This window comes from Candidatus Manganitrophus noduliformans (assembly GCF_012184425.1).
In the GTDB taxonomy this organism is placed as follows: domain Bacteria; phylum Nitrospirota; class Nitrospiria; order SBBL01; family Manganitrophaceae; genus Manganitrophus; species Manganitrophus noduliformans.
In genome coordinates, this window is the sequence record NZ_VTOW01000002.1 from 270,368 (window position 1) to 296,035 (window position 25,668).

General features: G+C 56.9%; 21 protein-coding genes. 4 read left to right on the forward strand and 17 right to left on the reverse strand.

What is annotated here, in order from left to right; all coding sequences use genetic code 11:
* Window positions 1-39: 39 nt before the first annotated feature.
* From treS to MNODULE_RS10635, 4 genes are all read left to right on the forward strand, one after another.
* Entirely contained in the window at window positions 40-3,369 is a 3,330-nt protein-coding gene (gene treS, locus MNODULE_RS10620) for a maltose alpha-D-glucosyltransferase (RefSeq protein ID WP_168059563.1), read from the forward strand.
* Window positions 3,369-5,300 (forward strand): 1,4-alpha-glucan branching protein GlgB, encoded by a 1,932-nt coding sequence (gene glgB, locus MNODULE_RS10625; RefSeq protein WP_168061104.1) that lies wholly within the window; start codon window positions 3,369-3,371, stop codon window positions 5,298-5,300. The genes treS and glgB overlap by 1 nt, the downstream gene beginning before the upstream one ends.
* A gap of 148 nt (window positions 5,301-5,448) precedes the next feature.
* On the forward strand, window positions 5,449-7,272 hold the full coding sequence (locus tag MNODULE_RS10630; protein WP_168059565.1) for a TrkH family potassium uptake protein: 1,824 nt from the start codon (window positions 5,449-5,451) through the stop codon (window positions 7,270-7,272).
* Between the two features lie 9 nt (window positions 7,273-7,281).
* Window positions 7,282-7,980 carry a potassium channel family protein gene (locus MNODULE_RS10635; protein ID WP_168059577.1) on the forward strand — a complete coding sequence of 233 codons (699 nt, stop codon included), beginning with the start codon at window positions 7,282-7,284 and terminating at the stop codon, window positions 7,978-7,980.
* Window positions 7,981-8,054: 74 nt separating this feature from the next.
* Here MNODULE_RS10635 and MNODULE_RS10640 read toward each other — a convergent pair whose 3' ends face one another.
* From MNODULE_RS10640 to MNODULE_RS10715, 17 genes are all read right to left on the reverse strand, one after another.
* Window positions 8,055-8,942 (reverse strand): mechanosensitive ion channel family protein, encoded by an 888-nt coding sequence (locus tag MNODULE_RS10640; RefSeq protein WP_168059579.1) that lies wholly within the window; start codon window positions 8,940-8,942, stop codon window positions 8,055-8,057.
* Between the two features lie 12 nt (window positions 8,943-8,954).
* Window positions 8,955-10,733 (reverse strand): SLC13 family permease, encoded by a 1,779-nt coding sequence (locus MNODULE_RS10645; RefSeq protein ID WP_168059581.1) that lies wholly within the window; start codon window positions 10,731-10,733, stop codon window positions 8,955-8,957.
* Window positions 10,734-10,966: 233 nt separating this feature from the next.
* Window positions 10,967-11,890, reverse strand: a complete 924-nt coding sequence (locus MNODULE_RS10650) for a c-type cytochrome (protein WP_168059583.1) — start codon at window positions 11,888-11,890, stop codon at window positions 10,967-10,969.
* A gap of 18 nt (window positions 11,891-11,908) precedes the next feature.
* A complete protein-coding gene (locus MNODULE_RS25060) occupies window positions 11,909-12,031 on the reverse strand; it encodes an NOVXTKCP family nitrogen cycling protein (RefSeq protein ID WP_272953258.1) in 123 nt (40 codons plus the stop codon).
* A 19-nt stretch (window positions 12,032-12,050) separates the two neighbouring features.
* A complete protein-coding gene (locus MNODULE_RS10655; protein ID WP_202882177.1) occupies window positions 12,051-12,911 on the reverse strand; it encodes a cytochrome B6 in 861 nt (286 codons plus the stop codon).
* 27 nt (window positions 12,912-12,938) lie between these two features.
* Window positions 12,939-13,709, reverse strand: coding sequence for a cytochrome b N-terminal domain-containing protein (locus MNODULE_RS10660; RefSeq protein ID WP_168059585.1), 771 nt, complete (start codon window positions 13,707-13,709; stop codon window positions 12,939-12,941).
* A 54-nt stretch (window positions 13,710-13,763) separates the two neighbouring features.
* Complete coding sequence (locus tag MNODULE_RS10665) at window positions 13,764-14,342, reverse strand: QcrA and Rieske domain-containing protein (RefSeq protein ID WP_238339443.1); 579 nt, start codon at window positions 14,340-14,342, stop codon at window positions 13,764-13,766.
* 68 nt (window positions 14,343-14,410) lie between these two features.
* A complete protein-coding gene (locus MNODULE_RS10670) occupies window positions 14,411-14,896 on the reverse strand; it encodes a carboxypeptidase-like regulatory domain-containing protein (protein WP_168059587.1) in 486 nt (161 codons plus the stop codon).
* Between the two features lie 333 nt (window positions 14,897-15,229).
* Entirely contained in the window at window positions 15,230-16,045 is an 816-nt protein-coding gene (locus MNODULE_RS10675) for a c-type cytochrome (RefSeq protein WP_168059589.1), read from the reverse strand.
* A 31-nt stretch (window positions 16,046-16,076) separates the two neighbouring features.
* Window positions 16,077-17,654: a c-type cytochrome gene (locus MNODULE_RS10680; RefSeq protein WP_168059591.1), complete on the reverse strand. Its 1,578-nt coding sequence runs from the start codon at window positions 17,652-17,654 to the stop codon at window positions 16,077-16,079.
* Window positions 17,655-17,676: 22 nt separating this feature from the next.
* Window positions 17,677-18,420 (reverse strand): c-type cytochrome, encoded by a 744-nt coding sequence (locus MNODULE_RS10685; protein WP_168059593.1) that lies wholly within the window; start codon window positions 18,418-18,420, stop codon window positions 17,677-17,679.
* 40 nt (window positions 18,421-18,460) lie between these two features.
* Complete coding sequence (locus MNODULE_RS10690; protein WP_168059595.1) at window positions 18,461-18,904, reverse strand: c-type cytochrome; 444 nt, start codon at window positions 18,902-18,904, stop codon at window positions 18,461-18,463.
* An 11-nt stretch (window positions 18,905-18,915) separates the two neighbouring features.
* A complete protein-coding gene (locus MNODULE_RS10695) occupies window positions 18,916-21,318 on the reverse strand; it encodes a c-type cytochrome (protein ID WP_168059597.1) in 2,403 nt (800 codons plus the stop codon).
* Between the two features lie 114 nt (window positions 21,319-21,432).
* Window positions 21,433-21,780, reverse strand: coding sequence for a hypothetical protein (locus tag MNODULE_RS10700; RefSeq protein ID WP_202882178.1), 348 nt, complete (start codon window positions 21,778-21,780; stop codon window positions 21,433-21,435).
* Window positions 21,781-21,802: 22 nt separating this feature from the next.
* Window positions 21,803-23,332 (reverse strand): Na(+)/H(+) antiporter subunit D, encoded by a 1,530-nt coding sequence (locus MNODULE_RS10705; RefSeq protein WP_168059599.1) that lies wholly within the window; start codon window positions 23,330-23,332, stop codon window positions 21,803-21,805.
* Between the two features lie 109 nt (window positions 23,333-23,441).
* Window positions 23,442-24,980, reverse strand: coding sequence for a monovalent cation/H+ antiporter subunit D family protein (locus MNODULE_RS10710; RefSeq protein WP_168061112.1), 1,539 nt, complete (start codon window positions 24,978-24,980; stop codon window positions 23,442-23,444).
* Window positions 24,981-25,098: 118 nt separating this feature from the next.
* Window positions 25,099-25,626 carry a c-type cytochrome gene (locus tag MNODULE_RS10715; protein WP_168059601.1) on the reverse strand — a complete coding sequence of 176 codons (528 nt, stop codon included), beginning with the start codon at window positions 25,624-25,626 and terminating at the stop codon, window positions 25,099-25,101.
* Window positions 25,627-25,668 lie beyond the last annotated feature (42 nt).

Genomic DNA, 25,668 nt, shown 5'->3' on the forward strand with positions numbered 1-25,668 from the left:
GCGGCCTCTCCGCCCCGGTCTGGCCACAAGGAGTTTTGAATGTCCGAAAAGGAAATCCGGTCTGAACACAACCCGCTCTGGTACAAAGACGCCGTCATCTACCAGCTCCATATCAAAGCGTTCTTCGACAGCAATAACGACGGCGTCGGCGATTTCAAGGGGCTGACGCAAAAGCTCGATTATCTGAAGGACCTGGGGATCACGGCGATCTGGGTTCTCCCCTTCTATCCCTCCCCCTTGAAGGACGACGGGTACGACATCGCCGATTACTTCAATATTCACCCTGATTACGGGACGCTGCGCGACTTTAAGGAGTTTTTGAAGGAGGCCCATCGCCGGGGAATGCGGGTGATCACCGAGCTGGTCCTCAATCACACCTCGGACCAGCACCCCTGGTTTCAGCGGGCCCGGCGGGCCAAGCCGGGCTCCGTCTGGCGGGATTTCTACGTCTGGAGCGACACCCCGGAGAAATACAAGGACGCCCGGATCATCTTCAAGGACTTCGAGGCCTCCAACTGGACCTGGGACCCGGTGGCGAAAGCCTACTACTGGCACCGCTTCTACTCCCACCAGCCCGATCTGAATTTCGACAACCCGCACGTCCGAAAAGAGATGTTCCGGGTGATGGAGCACTGGCTGGAGATGGGAGTGGACGGGTTGCGCCTCGACGCCGTCCCCTATCTCTACGAGCGGGAAGGGACCAACTGTGAAAACCTCCCGGAGACCTATGAGTTTCTAAGACAGCTCCGAACGCGGGTCGATCTGAAGTTCAAAAATAAGATGCTTCTCGCCGAGGCCAACCAGTGGCCGGAGGACGCCGTCGCCTACTTTGGAAAAGGGGACGCCTGCCACATGGCCTTCCACTTCCCCCTCATGCCCCGGATGTTCATGGCCCTTCGGATGGAAGACCGCTTCCCGATCATCGACATCCTGGAGCAGACCCCCTCGCCCCCCGAAAACGGCCAATGGGCGATTTTCTTGCGCAATCACGACGAGCTGACCCTGGAGATGGTCACCGATGAGGAGCGCGACTACATGTACCGGATCTACGCGCGCGATCCCAAAATGAGGATTAATCTCGGGATCCGGCGGCGGCTCGGCCCGCTGCTCGAAAACGACCGGCGGAAAATCGAGCTGATGAACGTTCTTCTCTTCTCCCTCCCCGGAACGCCGGTGATCTACTACGGCGATGAGATCGGGATGGGGGATAATTTTTATCTCGGAGATCGAAACGGGGTCCGCACCCCGATGCAGTGGAACGGCGACCGCAACACCGGCTTCTCACAGGCGAACCCGCAAAAGCTCTTCCTTCCCGCGATTATCGATCCGGAATATCACTACGAATCGGTCAACGTCGAGAACCAGGAGCGGAATCACTCTTCGCTCCTCTGGAGCATGAAGCGCTTCGTCGCGACCCGAAAATATTACAAGGCGTTCGGGAGGGGAACGATCGAATTCCTCTTGCCGGACAACCCCAAAGTCCTCGCGTTTCTGCGCCATTATAAGGACGAAGAGCATATCCTCGTGGTCGTCAATCTTTCACGGCACTCCCAGATCGCCGAGCTCGATCTCTCTCAATACGTCGGCCACGTTCCGGAGACCCTCTTCAGCAGGAATCGGTTCCCGGAAATCCGCGACGGCCGTTATACGATCACCCTCGGTCCGTACGGCTACTATCGTTTTATCCTTCAAAAAAAGGAGGAATCGATGCATCCCTCCGGAAAACGGATTATTCCCGAGATCTCCGTCGAAGGCGATTGGCGGAACGTGTTAAAGGGGAGGCAGAAGCAGACGCTCGAACGGAACACCTTCCCGGCCTACATCGTCGGATGCCGATGGTACGGCGGAAAAGCCCGGCAGATCGAGCAGCTCCATATCCTCGAGGCGATCCCGATCGGTAAAGAGGGAAGCACGGGGCAGCTTCTCCTGCTTCAGATCGACTATACGGAGGGAATGCCGGAAACCTATCTTCTTCCGATCGCCTTCGCCTCCGGAGAGGGGGCTGCGCGAATCGCGGAAGAGGCCCCTCACAGCGTGATCGCCCGCGTCATCGGCGAGCAGGAAGGGATTCTCTATGACGGCATCTACGATGAGGCGCTTCGAGACTGCCTCCTCTCGATCATCTCGAAGCGACAGCGGATCAAAGGGGCGCGGGGCGAGATCATCGCCTCTCCGGGAAAGCGGTTTAAATCGCTGGCGGCGGCCGCAGGCGCCCTGCTCGCGTCCCAGGTCTTGAAGGGGGAGCAGACCAACTCCAATCTCTTATACGGGCAGACCTTTCTCTTCAAGCTCTACCGGCGGTTGGATGAAGGGATCAATCCCGATCTGGAGATCGGCCGGTTCCTGACCGAAAACGCCCTTCTCTCCCGAATCCCCCCTTATGCCGGCGCCATCGAGTACCGGAGGCCGGGGGCGGAGCCGATGATCGTCGGCCTGCTTCAGGGATTCGTTCCGAACGAGGGAGACGCTTGGCGATACACGGTCGATGCGGTGGAGCGCTATTTTGAGCGGGTCCTCTCGAAGCGGGGGGAGATCGACGCCATTCCGAAGGCCCCCCCCTCCCTGCTGGAGACCGCCTTCCAAGAAGTCCCTCCCCTCCTCCATGAACTGATCGGGAGCATCTACCTGGAGATGGCGACCTTGCTCGGGAAACGGACGGCCGAATTTCATCTCGCCCTCTCCTCCCCGACGGAGGATTCCCAGTTTGCGCCGGAACCGTACACGCTGCTCTATCAGCGCTCCGTCTACCAGGGGATGCAGAGCCACGGGCGGCAGGTCTTCCAGCTCCTGCGGCAGAAATTGAAAGGCCTCCCCGAACCTGTCCGGACCGGAGCGCAGGAGGTTTTGAATTCCGAACGGGAGATCCTGGAGCGGTTTAAGACGGTTTACCGAAAGAAGATCTCGACGATGAAGATCCGAATTCATGGAGATTATCATCTGGGACAGGTTCTCTATACGGGGAATGATTTCTACATCATCGATTTCGAGGGAGAGCCGGCGCGCCCCCTCAGCGAGCGGCGGCTGAAGCGCTCGCCGTTTCGAGATGTGGCGGGAATGATCCGCTCTTTCCATTACAAAGCCTACAGCGGGCTGGTCACGCAGGCCTCAATCCGGCCGGAGGACGTCCCGGTGCTGGAACCGTGGGCCGATCTCTGGTATCGGTACACGTCGGCGGCCTTTCTTCGCTCCTACCTCGATACCGCGGGAGACGCCCCGTTCATTCCGAAAGAGCGGGAGGACATCGAGGTGTTGCTCAATACCTTTCTCCTCGATAAGGCGGTCTACGAGATCGGATACGAATTGAACAACCGTCCCGAATGGATCATGATTCCGCTGAAAGGAATTACTCACCTGATGGAGGCCCGATGATGAGTGGAAAAGAACGAATGCAGAAAGTCCTCCCCTCCCTCAGTCTGCTGACCGAGCATGACATCTACCTTCTGAAAGAGGGAAGCCACTTCAACCTTCACGAAAAGCTCGGCGCCCATCCGATCGAATCGGAGGGGAGGCGGGGGGTTTATTTCGCCGTCTGGGCGCCCAACGCGGAATCGGTCTCGGTCGTCGGCGATTTCAACTGTTGGAATCCCGCCTCCCATCCCCTGAAGGTCCGCGAAGACGGATCGGGGATCTGGGAAGGATTTTTCAGCGACATCGGCGTGGGGGCCCTCTATAAATATCATCTCGTCTCGCGGAACCATCAATACACCGTGGAGAAGAGCGATCCGTTCGCCTTCTGCACGGAGATCCCTCCCCGGACCGCCTCGGTCGTGTGGGATCTACAGCATCAATGGAACGATCAGGACTGGTCGGCGCAGCGCGCGCAGCGGAATCAGATGACCGCCCCGATGTCCATTTACGAGATGCATCTCGGCTCCTGGCGGCGGGTCCCCGAAGAGGGGGACCGGCCGATGACTTATCGTGAGATGGCGAAACCGCTGACGGAATACCTCCGTGAGATGAAGTTCACCCATGTCGAGTTGATGCCGATCACCGAACACCCCTTCTACGGCTCCTGGGGGTATCAGACGACCGGCTACTTCGCCCCGACCCGCCGGTACGGCACGCCGCAGGACCTGATGTATCTGATCGACACCCTTCATCAGAACGGCATCGGCGTGATTCTCGATTGGGTTCCCTCCCACTTCCCGACCGATCAACATGGACTCGCCTACTTCGACGGGACCTATCTCTACGAACATGCCGATTCCCGAAAGGGATTCCATCCCGACTGGAGCAGCGCCATCTTCAACTACGGGCGCAACGAGGTGCAGGCGTTTCTGATCAGCAGCGCCCTCTTCTGGCTGGAGACGTACCACATCGACGGGCTTCGGATCGACGGCGTCGCCTCGATGCTCTATCTCGATTACTCCAGGAAAGAGGGAGAATGGATACCGAACATGTACGGCGGCCGGGAGAATCTGGAGGCGATCTCCTTCTTGAAACGGCTGAACGAAGCGGTCTACGGCCACTTCCCCGACACCCAGACGATCGCGGAAGAATCGACTTCCTGGCCGATGGTTTCCCGGCCGACTTATCTCGGGGGGCTCGGCTTCGGGATGAAATGGAACATGGGATGGATGCACGACATCCTCTCTTATTTTTCAAAGGACCCCGTTCATCGAAAATACCACCACGGCCAGCTGACCTTCAGCATCTGGTACGGCTTTTCCGAGAATTTCGTCCTTCCGCTCTCTCATGACGAGGTGGTCCATGGAAAGGGCTCGCTCCTCTCCAAGATGCCGGGGGACGACTGGCAGCGGTTTGCCAACCTGAGGCTCTTATTCGGGTACATGTACGCCCATCCCGGCAAAAAGCTCCTCTTCATGGGGGGGGAGCTCGGACAGGGAACGGAATGGAACCACGATCGGAGTCTCGATTGGCATCTTTTGCAATATCCCCCGCACCGGCAGCTCCAGCAGTGGGTCGCCGACCTCAACGGATTTTATCGGGAAGAGCCGGCGCTTTACCAGAAAGACTTCGACCCGGCCGGCTTCGAATGGATCGATCTGAACGATGCGGCGGCCAGCACCCTGATCTTCCTGCGCCGGGGGGAGAACCCGGACCAGCCGGTTGTTTTTGTCTGCAACTTCACCCCGGTCCCCCGCCTCGACTATCGGATCGGGGTCCCCGCCGAAGGATTCTGGCAGGAGCGGCTCAACAGCGATTCAAGCTTCTACGGCGGAAGCAACCTCGGAAACGGCGGCGGCCTCTTGGCCGAGCCGATCCCCTCCCACGGACGCCCCTACTCGCTGCGGATCACCCTTCCGCCGCTGGCGATGATCGCGCTGATGAGAGGATAAACAGGAAAAAACCGCATTTGAATCGAATCTTTTCCGTTGTAGGGGCGTATTGCAATACGCCCCTACTCTTTTAAAAGCGGATCACCCCGCTTTGCCAATTCCGCGAAGATATGATAGCATCGGCCCATCGTATCCTCAGGAGAACCGATTGAAGGGGGCTTCAACCGACAGCATGAAGCGGGAGGGATGGGTTCGATTCCTCCTCTCCGCCGCTCGAGAATCTCGTCCGGCAACCTTCGTCCGGCAGGTTTTCGACTTGACCGCCTCGTCGATCAGGGAGATCAAGGTCGCCTCCCTTTCCGGCATTTTACTTCTCTCCTTTCTCTTCGATTTCTCGATTTGGTTTCCGATCTTCTTCAAGGCGGCCGCCCTCCTGCTGCAAGCGGGGGGCCTGATCAAATTGACTTTCGAGGAGCGCTATCTTCTGCTCCGCTTCAGGCATCTCTCATGGAGAAAGCGGCTGGTCCCCGTCGCACTTTTTCTGATCGCCCTTCTCTTCTACTTTGAGAAAGGGATCCTCTTTTTCCAAAGGTGGGACCAGCCGGACATCTTCCCGATTCATACCTACCGTCTCTACAGCATGATCTTTTTCGGCGCGGCTTTTTCGATCTATGCGATGCGGCTGAAAACCATCGCTACTTTCCTCGATCGGCTCCATCTCAAACCGGCGCAGACCCTGGCGCTCAGCTTTGCCCTGTTGATCTTCGCTGGCGCCCTGATCCTCTCGCTCCCCCAGATGGTGGCCGACCCCTCTCAGATCTCCTTTATCGATGCCCTCTTTACCGCCACCTCGGCCACCACGGTGACCGGATTAGCCGTCGCCCCGATCTCCGAATATTATCGAACGGCCGGCCAATGGGTCATCCTCCTCCTGATCCAGCTCGGCGGACTCGGCATCATGACCTTCGGGGCCCTCATCTTCTTTCTTCCCCGACGGCGCATGCCGCTGCATGAGGAGATCGCCCTCCAAGGGGTCCTGGAGGTCGAATCGATCGGATCGGTCCGGAGGGAGATCGGCTCCATCTTCGTGATCACACTGACGATCGAAGCGTTCGGCGCCCTGCTGCTCTGGACCCTTCTTGAGGATGCAACGCCGAACGCCCTTTTCCAAGCAATTTTTCATTCGGTCTCCGCCTTCTGCAACGCCGGCTTCTCCCTCTTTCCGGCGAATCTGGAAGGTTACGTCGATCGGCCCGGGGTGAGCCTGACCATCATCGGTCTCGTCATTCTCGGCGGACTCGGCTTTCCTGTGCTGCACAACCTGGGGAACTATCCCCTCTTCGGAAGGGGTCCGACCTCCTGGAGATTGACGTTCCATTCCAAAATGGTCTTGGCAATTTCGGCCGGGCTCCTGGTGGCGGGGACCCTCGGGATCTATTTCCTCGAATATCGAGGAGCGCTCGCCCCGCTTCCCTGGTATCATCAGTGGATCGCCGCCTTTTTCCAATCGGCCACGGCCAGGACCGCCGGGTTCAATACGCTGAACATCGCCCGCTTTTCCGATGCGAGCCTTTTTCTGATCATTCTCCTGATGTGGATCGGAGGCTCGCCGATCTCGACCGCGGGGGGGATCAAGACGACCACCTTCGGCGTGATGTTGGCGACGCTGCGGAGCCTCCTACGGGGACGCGAGGAGATCGAGATCTTCCATCGGAGGCTGGCGCCTCAAGCGGTCCAGAAGGCGCTCTCGGTCGGGTTTATCTCATCGGCCCTGCTGGCGCTCCTGCTCCTTGCTCTCTTGGCGGTCGAGGAAGGGGATTTTAAAGTGATCTTGTTCGAGGCGGTCTCGGCGTTCAACACGGTGGGACTCTCGATCGGGAATACCGGCGCGTTCTCCCCGCTCGGGAAAGCGATTCTGATTTTGATCATGTTTATCGGGCGGCTCGGTCCCCTTACGATCGCCTATACCCTGGCGGAGCGGACCAGCCGGGGGATTTATCACTATCCGGAAGAAAGAGTGATTGTGGGGTAGAAAATTCTTATGAAACGTTTTCTGGTCATTGGATTGGGCCGGTTCGGAATCAGTCTGGCCAAAACCCTCTCCTCCATCGGGGAAGAGGTCATTGCCGTCGATGCCAGCATGGCGCGGGTGGAGGAGGTCAAGGAGCGTGTTCCTCACGCCGTTCAGCTCGACAGCACCGATCCCGATGCGCTCAAATCGATCGGGTGCGATCGGGTCGATGTGGCGATCGTCGCCATCGGAGAGAACTTGGAAGCAAGCGTCGTCACCACGGTGATCCTGAAAGAGATGGGGATCAAAGAGATCATCGTTCGCGCCTATTCGGATCGGGAGAAGAAGATTCTCGAATTGATCGGGGCGACCCGGGTCATCTTCGTCGAAGATGAAATGGGACGCCGTCTGGCGAAGGCGATCTCGGGAGAGGGAATCCGCGATTACATCGAGCTCTCTCAGAATTATTCGATCGTTCATTGGGACGCCCCCGAGGCGCTGGCAGGAACATCGCTGGCCGACCTGAAATTGAACGAATCGTGGCGACTGATCCTTCTGGCGGTCAAGAAAAAGGAAGAAAGCCTCTCCCAAAAAATCGGCTTGCGGAAGGAGCCGGAGCGGCTGGAGCTCTACCCTTCCCCGGAATATCGGATCGAGAAAGGGGACGTCCTGATTCTGGTGGGGAAACATCGGGACCTGATGCGGTTTACGACCGAGCAGAAGCATTGAAGCTCCCCGCCGTAAGGGGCTAGAATGTGACTACCCCTTCGAATAAGCCCATCAGGAGCTTTTTTCTTTTGCATTTATCGGGAGGCGGCTCCCTCCGCCTCCTCTCCCCCGTTTCGAATGTGAATATCCCGCTGGGGAAAAGGAATCTCGATCCCCTCTTCTCTGAATTTCTTGATGATCGCGTAATTGAGCTCGCTTCGGAGCACCCCCGGCCGGGAAGTGTATCGCTGGCTCCAGACGCGGAGAACGAAATTCAAGCCGCTGTCGCCGAAGCCGTCCAGGAGCGCGTCCGGCTCCGGTTCTCCGAGGCCCCCCGGATGGGCCTCGGCCACCGCCATGAGAAGCGCCCGAACCCGCTCCGGATCGGAGCGGTAGGAAACCGGCACCGGAATACTGAATCGGACTTTCCGGTCGGTGTAACTCCAGTTGGTCACCGTTGAAGAGATGAATTCCGAGTTCGGAACGATCATGGCGATGTTGTCGTTCGTGACGACGGTGGTGGCGCGGGGGGAGATATGGATCACGTCCCCGACCACATCGTTGACCTCGATCCGGTCTCCGACCTTGATCGGACGGCCGAAAAGAATGATGATCCCGCTGACGAAATTGTTCGTGATACTCTGCAACCCCAGCCCGACGCCGATCCCGAGCGCCCCCGCCAGAATCGTCAGGGCACTCAGATTGATCCCCGCCGACTGCAGGATGACCAAGAATCCGATCGCGACCACGATATATCGGATGATCGTCCCGGTCGCCTGGCGGATGCCGATGTCGACGTTGCTTCTTGAAAGAAGCTGATCGACCACCCACCGTTTGAGCTTTCCGGAGAGATAAAAGAGGAGCGCCAGGAGCGCCACGATATAGAGAAGCGACCAGAGGGTAAAGAGGGTCCCACCGAGCGTGAAAATCGGGAAGTTGATCCAGCTTCTCACCTGTTCCAAAAAACCTTGTAAAACGTTCATCTCACGCCTCCTCTAGAAAGGCCAGAATTGCGGGATAAAATAAACGGCTAACAACAAGAAGAGAAGGTTCAGGGGGGTCCCCACCCGGAGAAAATCGGAGAACTGATATTGTCCCGGCCCGTAGATGAGGGTGTTGGTCTGATACCCGACCGGGGTCATGAAGCTGAGGGAAGCCGCGTAGGTCACCGCCATCAGAAAGGGCCGGGCGCTGACGCCGAGCGATTCCGCCGTGACGATCGCAATCGGGGCGAGCAGCGCCGCCGTGGCGGTGTTCGACATCACGTTGGTCAAGAGGGTCGTCAGGAGAAAAAGGGTGAAGAGAATCGCCGTCGGTCCAAGCAGGCCGACGCCGGAGATGAGGAATTGGGAGAGGAACCGCGCCGCGCCGGTCTTCTCGAGCGCGGTGCCGAGGGTGAGGACCCCCGCCAGCAGAAAGATGACCTTCAAATCGATCGCCTCATAGGCCTCTTCGAGGGAGAGACACCCGGTCAAGATCAGCAACACCGATCCGACGATCGCGCCGACCACGATCGGCAGCAGGTTGAGGGCGGCCCCCAGGACGACCCCGGAGATGATCGCCAGGGCCGGGACGATCTTTTCCTTCCGGAATTCCGGCAGCCCGACCTCGGAGACGAAGACAAACGCCGGGTGCTGCTTCAACTGATCGAGGCGATCGCGCCGGGCCTCGATGAGGAGGGCGTCCCCCGCCCGAAGCGGGGTCGTTTCCAAATGCTCGTGCATCACCTCGCCGCGATGCCGGATCGCCAGGGCCGTGGCGTTGAACCGATGGCGAAACCGCACCCGTTTGAGGGACTTCCCTTCCAGGACGGAATTCGGGGCGATGACCGCCTCCACCAAAACCGTCTGGGCCGACTCCAGATCCTCGTCCCGCCATTTTATTCCCGGTTTGAGGAGAATTCCCTCCCGCTCCTGGAGCTGCCTGATCTTCTCGACGTTGCATCGAACCCGTAAGAGGTCGTCGGCCTGGAAGACGATTTCGGGCGAAGGGAGCAGAAGGCGCCGCCCTCCCCGGAGGACCTCCAAGACATCGACATCCAGATCCCGGACCAGCTGCGAATCCCTCAAACGTTGTCCGACCGACTTTGCCTGCGGAAGCAGGACGATCTCGGTCAGGTACTCCCCCATCCCGAAACTATGGGTCAGATCCCCCCCTCCTCTCCGGTTGGGAATCAGCCGGACGCCGATCAGGATCATATACGCCATTCCGGCGCCGAATATCACCAGGCCGAAGGAGGAAAACTCGAACATCCGCAAAGGAGGCTGTCCGTATCGCTCGGCGATCGAATTGACCAGGATGTTGGTTGACGTTCCGATCAGGGTGCAGACCCCTCCGAACATCGACGCGAAAGAAAGCGGCATCAGGAGCTTGGAGGGGTTTACCTTGGCATCGCGCGCGACGCCGAGAACGATCGGCATGAAGATGGCGACCGCCGCCGTGTTGTTCACGAACGCGGAGATCACCCCCACGCCGGCCATCATGGTGATCAAGGCGATCCAGAAGTTCCGCTTTCCGATTTTCGCCAGCGCGACGCCGATAAAGTTGAGCGCCCCCGTTTTAAAAAGACCGGCGCTCAGAATAAACATCGCCCCGACGGTCACGGTCGCCGTGTTGCTGAAGCCGGAAATCCCCTCCTCCGGGGTGATGATCCCGCTCAAAAGAAGGGTCGCCATGAGGATCAAGGCGACCATGTCGACCGGAAACCGCTCGCTCGCGAAGAGAACGACGGCCGAGACGACCAGCAAAAGAACGATGATGACTTCAATCGTCATAAGATCCCTTGATCAGGCCGGCGGATGACCTTCCCGAATCGCCCGCGCGACGAACAGGTTATTGATACCATAAGAAAGTCGATTGTCAACGATTTATGAGGAAAGGAGAATCCGTTCCGGACAAGGAAGGCGTCGGCCCCGGAAGATGCTTCCGGTGAACGGGAGCTCGGACGGAGATGGAAAAGGAGAAGCTCCTGCTCCTGAAAAAGGAGCAGGAGCTTCCGATAAAAAAATTATTGGCGATACTGCAAGAACTCGTCGTGCTCGTCGAGCTTCGGGAAGTACTCCCTCGGGATTCGCTCCACCTTGGGATCTCTCAACGACAGGGTGAACACGGTCAGGGCGGTCGCTTCTTCGTCGGTCAATCCCCAATTCGGCATAATGGTCGGAGGGGTCCGATCTTTCGGGTCGGCCGCGTCCATCGTCCCCGGCACGATCTTCTGCGGGTCCTTGAAGTGCTCGAACTCCCACACCCGGGTGAGATGATCTTTCGATTCGATTCTTGAGAAGTCGTGGACGAGATAGAAGGAAAGCTCGGTTTTGCTCCCCATGGCGGAGAGCTCCGGCGCCAAGGTCGCATTGCTTCCGAACTGTTTGATCGCATGGCAGGCGACGCAGCCGAGCTCGACGGCCAACTTTTTCCCCTCCATCAAGGTCTCCACTTCAGGCCAGTAGACCTCGGGGTTGTAGAGCTCATAGTGGCATTTGGTGCAGGCGGTCTGAACATACGGTCCGGTCAGAAGCTGCCGATCGAGGTGTTTGACGACGCCGTGTGTTTTACTGACAGTCACCGCCTGGCCGTCCCCTTCATGGCAGATCGTGCAGCCGAATTTCTCGAAAGCATGCTTCGAGATATAGCCTTCATTCGCAAAATTGGAATGCGTCTTGTAAGGCTGCGGCTCATTTTCGAAGGCCGGATTATCGATGCCGCCGTGGCAGGTGGTGCAGCGATCGGCCCGGTTCAGGCTTTGATTCCAAACCTGCTTCACCTTCAACGGGGTGCCGGCGATCTTCGGGTCGTTCACCGCCTGGGCCAGCTTTTTGTAGTATTCAGCCTGATATGTTTTCCATTCCGGATTCTGCTCGCGATAGGCAAACATCCCGAGCAGGAAAAGAACCAGAACACTGAAGACCGCGAATAAAGCGTGCTTTACCATAAATCGATCGATCCCTTCCTATTTTTTCTGCTTCTCTTTCTTGAAAGCGCTCTCAAGCCAGACGGTGATTCCAAAGAAGAACCCCATGAGAAGCAGAGTCCCGACCGTGATGAAAATCCCGATTCCCAATCGATCATCCATCGTTTTTTCTCCAAATCGCCTAAATTTTAAACCAGGGGGTCACCAGCACATATTTGATGCTGGCAAGCAGTCTTAAATAAATCTTCAGCGGCACGCCGAGCATCGAAAGGAAAAGGAACATCATCAAATTGTACCGGACAAACCCCAACGAATTGTAAAACTTTCTCATGAAGAGAAAAGGAATGCTGAATCCGACCGCGTAATATCCCAGGAACAACGCCCAGGTGATCAGGTTGGCGATCGTGACGCCGTACCGGCCGAGCGTGACGAGGGGGGCTTCGGGCAGTCCGAGCGTGTTCTGGATCACGACCTCCAGATCGACGAGGCCCCCTGTGATCGGTTTGTGCGCCTTCCAATTGTCCCAGGGCCAATACCACGACCAATCCAGCCCCCGGAACCAGACACCGATCACGATCAAGATGTACCAAAGCGCCAGCCCGAAACAAAATCCCAGTACGGCGAACTTTCTCTCGGAGTAGGTATAATAACCTTTCCCCCGCGGATTCGGATCGATGTAGGGAAGAAGAACCAGTCCGACGATGATCAAGGAGGGGAGGACCACGCCGGCGAGCCAGGGATCGAAATAGACCAGAAGCTCCTGCAGGCCCAAGAAGTACCAGGGGGCCTTTGTCGGGTTCGGCGTGGTATCGGCGCTGGCCAACTCCTCCAGCGGCGCCGGCGAAACGAGGGAGAGAAAGAGAAGTACCGCGGTGGCGACCAACATCGAGATCAACTCGATGTAGACCAGATTCGGCCAGACCAGGACGTGATCTTCCGGCCCCATCTTGTCGGCCGCCGATTTCTTGATTAAAGCGGCGAGCCCGCCCGAATTCCCGTCCCGCTTCGGAATTGTCCCAAGCGCTGTTTCCTTTTCAGCCATGTTTCTTCCTCAAACCAAACGAATCGATTAAAGCGGCCCGGAGAATCCGTCCTTCCGGATCCTCCAAAAATGAACGGCCATGAAGAGGGCCATCACCAACGGCAGTCCGAGGCAATGAAGGACGTAGAACCGCAGCAGCGCGCTCTGCCCCACGACCGTTCCTCCCAACAAGACGAAGGCAACATCGTTGTTGATCGTCATCCCCAGCTCCGGACCGAACGGTCCCGCGTTCCCGACGAGCGGCGTCGCTTCCGCCATCTTGCTCCCGACCGTCACCGCCCAGAGAGCCAGCTGATCCCAGGGGAGAAGATAGCCGGTCCAGCTCATGACCAACGTCACCACCAGCAAGATCACCCCGACCACCCAGTTGAATTCGCGGGGAGGCTTATACGACCCGGTCAGGAAGACGCGGGTCATATGCATCCAGACGGAGAAGACCATGGCATGCGCCGACCAGCGATGGAGCGCCCGGAAGAGGCTGCCGAAGTAAATGACCGTTCCCAAGTCTTTAATGTCGTTGTATGCCCGCCGCGTATCGGGGACATAGTAGAACATCAGGAAAACGCCGGTAACGGCCAACAGAACGAAAAAGAAGAAGGTCAACCCTCCGAGACACCAGGTGAATTTGATCTTCAACGCGCCGCGACGGACGCGAACCGGATGGAGGTGGAGGATGACGTTGCTGAACATCACCAGCGCCCGGTTGGCGTCGGTGTTCGGGTAACCGTGACGGAAGATCGACTTCCAGACCTGCGTCTGCGTCACATTCTCCCGAATCTGATCGAGTAACTTATTCATTCCGAATGGCTCTCCTTCCCTTCTTGTCCGACCTGTCCGACAGGTCGGACTCCGCTATACCTCTAAGAAAAACGGTGGAACTTCCCGGCTCTTTTCGTCGACCATCAACCCTTCCTCCGTTCCCTTCGGATCGGGATCCTGGCGCTGCGTAAAGTTGACGACGATCTGTCCGTCGACCGGATCGATTGAAAGGGCCGCCCGCCAGAGGGTCCGGGGGGCCGGACCGCCGACGACATTCCCCGCCACGTCATAAATACTTCCATGGCAGGGACACCGGAACTTTTTTTGGTCGTCGAACCAGTTGGGGGTGCATCCGAGATGACGGCAAATCGCCACCATCACATAGATTCCCCGCTCGTTTCGGACCACCCAGATCTGGCGCTCTTTCTTCAGCTTGTTATCGACGCCGATTCCGTAATCATCCGGCTTTCCGATTTTGAAGACCGTGGGGGGCTCGTAAAGGACGTTTGGAAACATGTACCGAAGGGCGCCGACGCCGCTTCCTCCGAGCGCCGCGGCAAACCCGCCCCAGCCGATCCCCAGGCCCATGAGGGTAAAAAACCGCCTCCGGGTCACATCCGTCTGCTGCTGTTGCGGATTTTGCGGACTGTCTTTCTTGCCACCGGGATTCATATGGAACCTCCTCCGCACCGCTTTGAAGCGGTGATGTGTTTCTTCAATGTGAATCTAAACGGAAGATCTCACTTCTTTTTCCTGCTTTTGCGCGGGGCCTCTTTCTTCTTCTTTTTCCGAAAGAGACCGAAATAAAGAACCGCCGCCAGAAGACCGAACCCGCCGGTCCAATAAATCCAGGCAAACGGCGACGATTTCCCGGGCGCGCCGAAGTCGGCGCTCCCCCCCCGGTGTGTCACCTTATCGCCCGCTTTGAACGCGACGGCGACCTTCTTGACCTCGGTTCCCGCCGTGACGGTGATCTCATCTCCGAGATCTTCGTCGTGGAGGTGAAAGAGGGTCTCGTAATAACCGGAGCCGTTCGTCTTAACCTTAAACTTCTGCCCGCTTTTATGCTCTAAGAGCACATCGACGCCCTTCAGGGCGTTTCCTTCCGCGTCCCGAACGTAACCGGAGACAATATATCGATGGTCGACTTCGTGCGTTGCAAACGCAGGCTTGGGCGTAATCGTTACGAGGGAAAGGATGAAAATAAGGAAGATCGCCAATTGCATTCCGTCAGGATAATTTCCCCGAAGAGACGCTTCGAGGGAGCCAAGTCGCCGTATCATAAATCAGCGAACTAAATATGTCAATGATCCAGACGCGCTTTCTTCCCTTCTCATCCCAATGGGCCTCTTTCTTGACCTCCATTGAAGACTCTGTAAAATTCCATTCCAGCGCTGCGCTTCCCGCCGCGGGTCAAAAGCGCGATGTAAATTTTTCTCCCGCCGCGATCGCCTCCCGAGTCCGGGGAGACTTTTTTAAGGACGGCTCTTCACTGTGAAAAGTCAGGACTCCTGAGCCGCCGCCGCGGCGGGGAGAAACCGTTTCATTTCTGTCCGCCGTCAGGAACGTCGCTGCAAGGGATCGGCCCCCGATCGATGCGGCTCCGCTTTTTGAACTTCTTCCGACGATCCTTTTAACGTGCTCAAATAAATGGTGACGGCCAAGGCCTCCTCATCCGACAGATCGAGGTTCGGCATCCGGGTATGCGGTTTGAACGACAGCGGATTCCGGACCCAACGGTAAATAAATTGAGGCTGTAACATAAAACCGACCCGGCTTAAATCGGGACCGAGCTCCCCCCCTTCCCCGTCGATCTGATGACAGGCGACACATCCGCGATCGACAAAGACCTCTTTCCCCTGATCGATCATTTCTTGACGCCCGTCGTCATCGGAAACCTTCTCCTCGAAAAGGGAAACAAACTCCGCCTCCTGTACCGGGGGGGTCCGAGGCCGGGCCGTTTGGTACGGCTTCTCTTTATCAAAGATCACGGGCGGGCCGTCATAAGAATGAAGGGTCCGGATAAAGGCGACGAGAGACCAGATCTCTTCTTCTGAAAAATGTTTTCCCCAGGTCGGCATCCCTGCGGAGAGGTCGACGCCGTAGCCCCCTTGTTCGATGACCTCGTAAATTTCTTCATTCGTCAGCTTTGCCATGTACTCTTCGGTCCCGTCGGTCAGGTCGCGCGCATGCGGGTCGAGATTTTTTGCATTATACCCGTCTCCCCGGCCGCTGTCTCCATGACAAGGGGTGCAATATCGGCTGAAAACCTTCCTCCCCTTGGCGACATGTTTATCTTCGAATAAGAATGAAAACGCAACCCCGCCGATAACGAGAATGATGGCCGGAATCAGCACAAATTGCAGCTTCTTCATTACCTAGATTCCTTTCCAACAGAGAGAAAGATCATTTCTGCTTCCCATTTCCATTCCCATTCCGGTAACTTCGGGCGATCCACCACTCCACACCGACAACGACCAAGAGAAAGAGGGTCGGATAGATGAAGCGATCATTCGACGCGGGCACCTCAAGATAAAGGGAATACCAGGCCGATAAAGATCGCATCGCGTCCCGCTCCCCGTTGGAGCCGTCCCAGGCGGTAAAAGCGATCGGGTAAAAAACGCCCGGCTGGATCTGCAAATCGGTTTCTTTATCTTCGGTGACGAGGGGCCGCTTGAACACGGCCTTGTATTGCCCCTGGTGATACTTCCCTTTTCCCTTAAATTGCCAGTTGGTCTCCTCTTGCGGCGTGATCCGAAGCCCGACCCGAACCTCCGTCCCGTTCGCATTGAACTCGTCGACGCTGTTGGTTCTTCCGTTCCAGCGGGCGACATAGACCGAGTGGTTCACATCCCCCATGATGAAGTATGGTTTTTGGGTCCCCGGCAACATTTTGGTCGGAAACTGAATGGCGACGGCGTCATCGAAAATTTCGGGGACCGTCTCTCCGGCCGCCGGCGTCGCCACACTTTTCGTCGGGTCGTCCCAGATGACAAGAAGCGACAGATCCTTCTCGTTGTACATCGCCTTCACCGTGACCATATCGACGGTCGGGGTGAACATCCTCGGATCGATCGTGACCTGGCCGACCAGCGGGAAACTATGCCGTTCCAGGTCGTTCCAGCGGGGATCGTCCGGATCGTCGGCAACATCCCCTTCGATCGGTTTCGCCATTACGGCGACGTTCCAATTGGGAACCCCCGGATACTGGGAAAGCGAATTGACGTAATTGGCGATATGCCAGCTCTTTTCATTGTCGAGTTTGTCTGCGAAAGAGGGCATCGGCGTTCCCATCAAGCCGGTGTTGATCCGCATATAGATATTCTCCCGTGCCCCCCCTCCACGGAAGATCCAGCCCTTGGTCAGATTTCGCGGCTGAACGTGACGCCCCAAATTGTCCTTCAGCGTGGGGGCAAGGGGTCCATTTCCCCGCCCCTCCTCGCCGTGGCACATGAAGCAAGCGAGCTCTTTGAAGAGCGCCTTCCCTTTCTCGATGCTCTCCGGCGAAGATTTGACTTCGGGGCCGATCGTGATCGGCTTGGGCGCCGCGTCCTTGAACTGCGGCGCGAAGGTTTTGATATACTGAACGACCGAGCGGATTTGATTATCTTTCAAAATGCTTTTCCAGGCCGGCATTCCCGTGCCGGGGAGCCCTTGGACGACCACTTTGATGAGGTCTTCATCGGTCGGGACGCTCCCATGGGGGGTCGATTTATATTTGAATAGACCTTTCGTAAAGTCTCTCGGCACCGGCTTGAACCGCAATGCAGCCGGGCCGTCTCCGGCCCCTTCCGCGCCGTGGCAGCCGAGACACCGCTTGATATAGACTTCCTTTCCAAGCTCCACGCTGACGACACCTTTACTTTTATCGTCCGACTTTTTCGCTTCAGGAGCGGCCTCCTCGTCGGCCCAGACGGGTGAAACAGCGGCCCCGAAAATCAACATCAGAGTCAGTCCGTATCGTCCGATCGCTCTTCTTAACATTGGATTCCTCATCAAGACCGATCTACTCCCAACTTCTCGGCACAAATCCGGTATAATCAGAGAGGAAGAGAATCACCTTCCACCGCTCTTCATCGGTCAGCATGTCTTCCCATTTCGGCATCGCCGAACTCCAGGGGGTCGACTCCTGCGGAAGCCCGATCCCGCCGGTGCTGATTCTCCAGAAGAGAAACGACTCCTGAAGCATCGGAAGAACCCCGGGGTCCTGGAAATTGGCCGGCCTGGGGTTAAATCCATGCGCGAAAATCCCGTCGCCGTCGAGCAGATCGCCATGGCAGAAGATGCAATTTTTATAATAAATTTCTTTCCCGTCCGCGACGCTTTTCCGCAGCGTTTCTTTGTCTTCGACGTTGAAGGGATTATACAAACCGGTAAATTCCACCGGAGGAGCCGGATGAATCACGCGCGGATCGAGCGGCGGCTGAATCTCTTTATTGAATTTCTGATACGAGCCGAACCAGACGACCAGCGGCATGGCGACCAGAAGCGCATACCGCCCCCCCTTGGCCACCCCCCCTTCCACGCCCCCCCCCAAAAAGGTATAAATCGGGTTGACGATCACCTCTTTGATATCGAAAAACAGGGTGAGATACATGATCGCCCCCGCCACGGCCATCGCCATATACATAAAAATGACGCTGAACGGGAGGGGAGGTTGAACGATAAACCTCAAGAAGAGATAAAATAGAGCCAAAGAGAGGGCCACTCTGAGCCCGGGAGGCATCCCCTTCTTTTTTATTTTTTCCATCGCAGCGACCTCACCTGCTGACCGAGTCAGCTTTCTTGTCCTATCTTTTCAGTTCCACCGGGCTGACCGTGATCTTTCCCCCCCGGCTCTGAACGAAGGCGATCACCGTCAACAACTCGGGCTCCGTCAAACCGATCGGCGGCTGATCGACCGCCGGCATCCGCGCCGGATATTTTTTCGGCTCTGCGGGATCGAAATCGAGCCGGATATATTTATCCGGCTCCGTCAGCGTCTCGTAGATAAACTCCCGCGTGAGACGTTCCCCCGCCCCCTCTAAATCGGGACACTTCCCCCGGCCTTCTCCTCCAAGGGTGTGACAGAGGGCGCATTGGCCTTTTCCGAAAAAAATCTTCTCCCCGATCTCAACCAGGTCCCGTTCATTTGAAACAGCGCCGAACTCAAGTTTCTCGTCGGCCTTGGAGCCGCAACCCGCCGCCAACGCCAAGGCTAAAAAACAAAGACCGAATCCCCGCCTGATCTGCAACTGAACTCTTCTTAGGATCCTGTGTGTCCTACTTCTCGCCGGCTTTCCAGCCTTTCCGGAGCGGGCGCCTCTCCTTCCGCCGGCTCGGCAACCGGAGCGGGCTGATCAAGGGCGATCAGCTCGGCCGGTTCGACCGTGACCTTTCCCCCGAGGCTTTGAACGAAAGCGATCACCGTCAGCAGCTCCTGATCGGTCAGATCGATCGGCGGCCGATTGATCACAGGCATCTGCGCCGGATACTTTTTCGGCTCCACCTGCTCGAAATCGAGCTTCACATAGGCGTCCGGCTTTGTCAGCGTCTCGAAGATAAACTCCCGCGTCAGACGGGCCCCGGCATTCTGGAGCGTCGGACAACGCCCTCCTTCCGACCCGAGCGTATGGCAGAGGGCGCATTGCCCTTTACCGAAAAACATGTTCTGGCCGATTCTCGTCAGATCTTTCTCGGTTGAAATTTTCGCCACATCCAGCTTCTCTTTTGTCGGGGGAAGACCGACGCTCTGTGGAACCATAAAGCCGGCCCAGGTAAACGCCGCCAGAAATCCGACGACGACCCCCACGACCTTCCGGAAATAAGGGGACCGCGCTTCACCGACCGGTTTCGGCGCGCTGAGCTTTTCAGGAAGGCTCACCAGCCATTCGACAAAAGGAGCGACGAAGAAATATTGCGTGCAGAAACCGTCGTAGCGGATCGTCCGGGTGGTCACCCAGAAGATCGCGGCGACCAGAGAGAAGAAGAGAAGGGTGTTGACCGAAAAAAGAAAGGCGGCCGTCCCCAACGGAGGGGTATAGGCATAGGCGGAGGTGTCTTCCAGCACCCCATAGACATGCCAGTGGACCCGCGACGCGGAACGGGCATAACCCATCAGGCTCATCGTGAGGACCACGGTGATCGCGTTAATCACCAACGCATATTGGGAGCTCGGCCGCATGATTCCCCAGGTCATTTTTCCGGTCATCTTCGCCCCCCGGAGCATCATGCCTGTCATCGGCGTCACCAGCGCGAGGACGAAGAGAACCGCCAACACCTGGGCGACGGAGAGAACGTTGACGCGGTAAATCGCCGGAACAAAGTAGCCGTAGATGCCGGCCAGGATCACGCCGATAATCGCGACCGAAAAGAGGAAAACCTCAAAGACGCGGGCCGCCTTTCCCCATTTGACGGTGATCTGCTGGTTCGCCCTCCAATAAAGAAGGAAGCTCATGAAGCTGGTCAGGATGATGATGTTGACCACCGTCAACTTGGCCGACATGACCCCGAAGACCCCCAGGATCGGATGATGGGTTCCCCCCATCGCGCGCGCCTCTTCCATGCTGGCGACCAAGCTGTGCGGTGTCATCCAGACCCCCATACAAGCGAGAATGGTGACCAGCATGATGACGATATACGGCTTGTATTTCACCCCGTCTTCCGTCCGGGTGATGAGCCCCTGCCAGAGGTAGTAATTGGAGCCGAGAAAGAGCACCCCGATCAGAAGGGCCTGGAGGATAAAGAGCCAGGAGAGAATCCCCCCCATCAGGGTGATCCCCATCTGCTGGTTATACTCATACACCTCCCGCATCAGCCAGTAGCCGGCAAAGGGCAACGGGAGAAGCCCGAAGATCCCGATGAAGTTTCCGACATACCCCATCCAGTCGTAATGCTCGCGCTCTTCCCTCGTTTTAGCGCCGAGATAGCGGACTCCCGCGTACGCCCCGCAGACATATCCTCCCAAAACGACATTCGCGACGATTCGATGGATGTTCACCGGCCACCAGGTCGGGTTGTTCGCCGCGGCCCATGCCTTCTCGATCCACCCCATTCCCTCGTTCAAAACGACCGGACTCGCCTGGAAAGAGGCCCAAGCGCTCGGCACGATCATCACGAAAAAGCCGACGATGTTCAGAATCAGGCCGACGAACATGTGAAGGGGCTTGTACCTACCCTGCATCGCGTCCCACTTCGCCGCATAAATGTAGAGCGCCGCCCCTTCCAAGACAAAAAGGAAGAGATAGAAGTAAAAGCTGGGGAGAAAAACACCGGTGAGATAGGTCCAGAGTTTCGGATAAAGGACGCGAAGGGCAAAAAGGAAGATGATCCCCAAGGTGGCGGTCATCTCGAAACAGGCGGTGATCAGGATGGTGAACTCTTTGGCGAGGTGGTCGTACCGGCGATCCTTCGACACCATGCCGATGACCTCGCACAGCCAGGCGAAGATCGGCACCCCCAGGACGAATCCGCCGAAGAGGAGGTGCACCTGAGAGAGGATCCAGATGAAATTACGGCTGCTGATCCAGGAAGGATCGCGGTATTCAACCGCGCCTCCGGCCGCGGGAGTCTGGGCAAAGAGGAAGGAGGCCTCCAGGATCAAGAAGAGGGCCAGGAAAAGGAGCCACACCGCGAAAATCGGTTTTCGAATCACACTTTTGAAGGTCATGAGAAACCCCCTTTGGATCTCGACGAATCCGGAGACCCGTTATGCGGTTTATCAAATTTTCCGACCACCTGAATGGCGCGCCGTCTCTTCGTCGATAACCCGCAGATTTCCCGTTCAATCATAGTAGTCTTCCGGCTTCATCAGAAAGGCATGCCCCAAAAACTTGGAAACCACGATAATCAGCACCGTCGTGATCAAGCCGTAGACGGCGCTGAATCCCGGGATCGAATCCCAAATAAATGTGGCATGATCTCCGTGGACGAAGATATCCACGACCGCCAGAAGAACCAACGCGGCGATTAATGGTGTTTTTATTTTTTGAATCTGCTCAGGCTTCACCAAATTGGAGCCTCCAGCGTGAACGGATTGTTTTGTGACCTTCACGGCGACTCCATCGAGCCCCTTTGTGGAGGCGGCCTCTTTTTTCCGGGTAGCGCTTGTTTGATCCGTATGCGGATTCATCGAACAACCTGTCTAAGCCCCTTCATCGCTCGGGGCTTGAAAAAGACTTATTCAGTTTGGCCAGCCAGAGAAAAGCCGCCGCCCCTTTCCGATAAAACCAGTCGATATCGAGGCTGATCGTATTTTCCGAATGAAATTTATGCAAGAAAAAGATAAATCCCAAAGCGGTCGCGCAGAGAATTTGCAACGACTCGACCAGGTGCGCGACCGTATAGGGGTGATACTCCGCCGGGAAGGGCAACAACCGGTAGAACAGACCCGGCAGGACCCCCATGAGGACGCAGAGAAGAGCGGCCAAACCCATCGCGACCAGCATGTTTTTGGGAGGATCGGTCGCAGCGATCTTTTTGTCCTCGCCCAAGAAGACCGCATAGGGAAGCTTGAGGGTGGTCGAAAGAAACGTACCGGCCGAGGCGAGCGTGAGGAGCAGGAAGACCCATCCCTGGTGCGCTTCCGCGGCGGCCGACACCACCATCGATTTGCTGACGAATCCCGCCAGCAGCGGAAACCCGGAGATGGACAAACCGCCGATCATAAACAGCCGGAAGGTCCAAGGCATCGTTCGGTAGAGCCCCCCCAACTCGGATGCTTTCCGCTTTCCGGTCATGAAAAGGACCGAGCTCATCCCCATCAGCAGGAGCCCTTTATAGACGATATTTGCGACGGCCAGCGCGACGGCCCCGTTGCGCGCCAGTTCACTCCCGATCCCGACCCCCACCACCATGTATCCGATCTGGCTCAACATGTGATACGACAGCAATCTTCGGATATCATTCTCGAGCATCGCATAGACGACGCCGTAAACGGCCATGACCGCTCCGAGCACGATCAGGATTTCCGTTCCGGGAAAACCGCGCACCAAAGCATAGACGGCCGTCTTCGTTGTAAAAATGCTCAAGAAAATGATCCCCGTCACGGTCGCTTCCGGATAGGCATCGGCCAACCAGGCGTGCAGCGGCGGCACGGCCGCATTCAAAAGAAACCCGATGAGGATCAGCGTCGCGCCCAGACCGGCATGTGGAAGCGCATTAAAGGCGATTCCCCCGCCGCCGGCGGCGTGAATCACGATTCCACCGAGCAGGAAAAGCCCGCCGACGATGTGCATCAGAAGATAGCGGAAACCGGCGGCGCTCGACGGCTTGTCCCCTTTAAACCAGATCAGAAAGACCGACGAGAAGGCCATGATCTCCCAGAAAAGGAAAAGGGTGAAGAGGTCCCCGGCAAAGGTCACCCCCAGAGCGCTTCCGCCGTAGAGCAATGCAGCAATGTGCTCCTTTTCATGCTTGAGGTGGAGGGCATAGGTCATTCCGACGAAAGTCATGAGGGTGAAGATATAGCCGAAGATCAAGCTGAGGCGGTCGACCCTTCCGAAGATGAGCTGCTGTCCCATAAAGGTCGTCGTGCCGTGATCCCCTTCCGGGGCGATCAGGAGGGAGAGGAAACCGAGTGCGGGAGCGGCGAGAATGATCCCTTGCTTCGCTTTTCCTTTTACAAAAAGGAGCAAAGCCGCAGCGATGAAAAAGAAGGCAGCGGGATGAATCCACCCGGTCATAATCTTCCTCCAGAGTCGTTCTCTCGTTTCATCAGCCGGTTCTCTCCGACGCACGTAGAGACCGTCCTACGGCGCGCTTCACGATCCATTTCACTCGTCACAGGCTGGTTCATCGAATAACCAGTTTGGCCAGATCGAGTATCAACTCGGGAAACATCCCCAAGAGCACGGAGAGGAGCGCGCATAAGAACAGGGGAACCACGAGGAAATAAGAAGGCTCCTTGATCGGCCCCTCCGGACGGGAATGCCCTTCGTGGCCGCCTGCGGCCGCCGCCCCCAGACTCTGCGGAACGGGACGAAGCGCCAGCCCTTCCGGAGCTTCTTGCGGTCCTTCAAAAAAAGCTTTGTGGACGATCGGCAGAAAATAAAGCGCATTTAAAAAGGAGCTGAACAGTAAGACAAAAAGGAAGCCGAGCTCCTTTGCCTCCATGGTGCCGGTCATCAGATACCATTTCGTCAGAAATCCGGCCACCGGAGGGACACCGATCATACTGAGGGTCCCAAGCGCAAAAGCGCCCATGGTCCAGGGCATCTTCCGCCCGATGCCGGCCATCTCGGAAATATTCGTCTTGTGGGAAGCGACATAGATCGACCCGGCGCAGAAGAAGAGGGTGATCTTCGCAAAGGCATGGTTTGCAATGTGCATGATTCCGCCGGCCATCCCGCTGGGGGTCAAGAGGGCCGCGCCCAATACCATATAAGAGAGTTGACTGATCGTCGAGTAGGCGAGCCGCGCTTTGAGGTTATCCCGTGTCAGCGCCCAGACCGAAGCCGTGATAATCGTGAAAGAAGCAAGGAACCCGGTCATGACCCCCAGGTTCAACTCCTTCATCAAATCGACGCCGTAAACATGGAAGATGATCCGGAGGACACAAAACGCTCCCGCGTTCACGACCGCCACCGCGTGAAGCAGCGCGCTGACCGGCGTGGGAGCGATCATGGCGGCCGGAAGCCAGGCGTGAAACGGCATGATCGCCACCTTGCCGAGGCCGGCGATGAAAAGGAAATAAGTGATAATTAGAACGGTTTGATTTGCCCCCGCGGGAAAAACGCCGCCCGGCCTGAAATCGAAGGTCTCAGTGATGTTGTAGGTCAAAAACATCGCGGTCACGAAGAAGGCCTTCGTCGTCGCCAAGAGATAAAAGAGGTATTTATTCCCGGCGGCGTAAGCTTCTTTGGTTCCGCTGTGCGTGACCAAGGGATAGGTAATGAAGGTGATGATTTCGTAGAAGAGAAAAAGGGTGATCATGTTGGCCGAAAAGGCCAGACCCAACGTCGCAAAAAGGGTGATCGCAAAACAGGTGTAGTAGCGGGTTTGGTTATGCTCCCTGAGGGAGCGCATGTAGCCGATGGAGTAAAGGGTGGTTACGATCCAGAGGAAGGAGGCGGTGATCGCAAAAACAAGACCTAACGCGTCCACCCGAAACGCGATGGAGACTTCCGGCAGAAGGGTGATCAGATTGTAGTGAAGCGTATTTCCCGCGAGGACCGCGGGAATCATGGAAGCGACGATCAGAAATTTCAGGATCGCCGTCACCAGGGAGCATCCCTCCCTTACATTCGGATTCCTGCGGGTTGCGACAATGAGCGCCGCGCCGATCAAAGAAACGGCGACGGCCAACAACGGTTTGATCGATTCAATTTCCATCGTAGTCATCGGATTCCTAGCCTTAGGAAATGATAAGCGAGGTGATAAGCGACCATGGGAAACGTTCCCTTCAAACCGCTAAAAGCGAAACCTCCCAGGGAAGCCAAAACGCTCCCCGCTATTTTTCAACGGAAATCTGAATCTCTGGATGTTCGTGCGCTTCCGCCTTTGAGCCGTGGGACATCGTATGCTCATAAGCGATGATCTTCCATCGCTCCTCTTCGCTCAGTTTATCTTTCCACGCCGGCATCTTGGTCTTGGGCACCCCTTCAGAAAGCCGCCAAAACCAATAGCTGTCGGAATACTGATTGATTTTCTTAGGAACCCGAAAATCCCGCGCCCCTCTCTGCTTGGGCCGGTCTTTCTTAGGATCAATGCCGTGGCATTCGGCGCAACCATCCTTTACATTTACCTTTTTCCCCTTGAATTCAAATTCCAAATGCGCCGTTTCGTAAAGTTTTTTCCCTTCCGCGATGATTTTGGGGTCGGTCCACCACCCTTTCGGCATATGTTTGTCCGCGTATTCCTTCGGAACCGGCTTTAACGGCTTGTCGTCCTCTTCATCCGCACGGACACCCGCTGGCACTAAAATAAAAGTAATGGCGATCAAACTCAAGAGAAAAAACCGAACCCCGTTCATCATCATCGTTTCCCCTTATTTAAGAGATCCGTAAAGATGCCGCTTGTC